The sequence below is a fragment of the Haloferax profundi genome (assembly GCF_001469865.1).
In the GTDB taxonomy this organism is placed as follows: domain Archaea; phylum Halobacteriota; class Halobacteria; order Halobacteriales; family Haloferacaceae; genus Haloferax; species Haloferax profundi.
Genome location: NZ_LOPV01000568.1, coordinates 1 through 626 on the forward strand (window position 1 = coordinate 1; position 626 = coordinate 626).

At 54.3% G+C, this 626-nt stretch carries 1 protein-coding gene; it reads left to right on the plus strand.

All coding sequences use genetic code 11. From position 1 onward, the window contains the following. Positions 1 to 261 precede the first annotated feature (261 nt). On the plus strand, positions 262 to 626 hold a 365-nt coding region (locus AUR66_RS16975), incomplete at its 3' end, for a response regulator (RefSeq protein ID WP_157533194.1).

Below are 626 nucleotides of genomic sequence, written 5' to 3' on the forward strand. Positions count from 1 at the left end.
CTGAAGAGAGTGCGAGGAGGGTGGCAACCACGACAACGGCGACACTGGTTCGGGTCAAGACGAGTGGAACGTACGGGTGGAAGTCGTAAAGTAGTATTCACGATGAATGGGGGTCAACGACACTCGTCCTCTGGTGTAAAGTCGGCCCTCCATCACCGGACGTACACCAGCTACGCTGTTTTCACGTCGACTGAATCCGGCACGTGCTCCTCGGAGATGGTGTCGGTATTTTGAACCGCAGTCGAAGATTAGTGGACGTACATGGGCACATCCACTAGCAGTCTAGCGTCCACACTGGTCCTCCTCGTCGGGTCATCGGAGTGGATTCAACCAGTCACAGAATCGCTGGGTTCCACGTCCAACGTTACTGTCAAAACAGTCCAAACTGTCGTGGATGCACTAGAGTTCACTCGGTCGAACACAGTCGATTGTATCGTTACCGACTCCGAGCTTAGGGAGACAACGGGCCTGGAGTTAGTGAAACAGGTCCGTGCACAGAGTCAAACCCTTCCAATCGTGTTCTGTACTGCTCGGGGAGACGAACAACTCGCGAGCGAAGTCATCGGACACGGCGCTGACGACTATATCGCTTTTGAGGAGTCTAGTTCGATAGAGCCGGAGAGGGT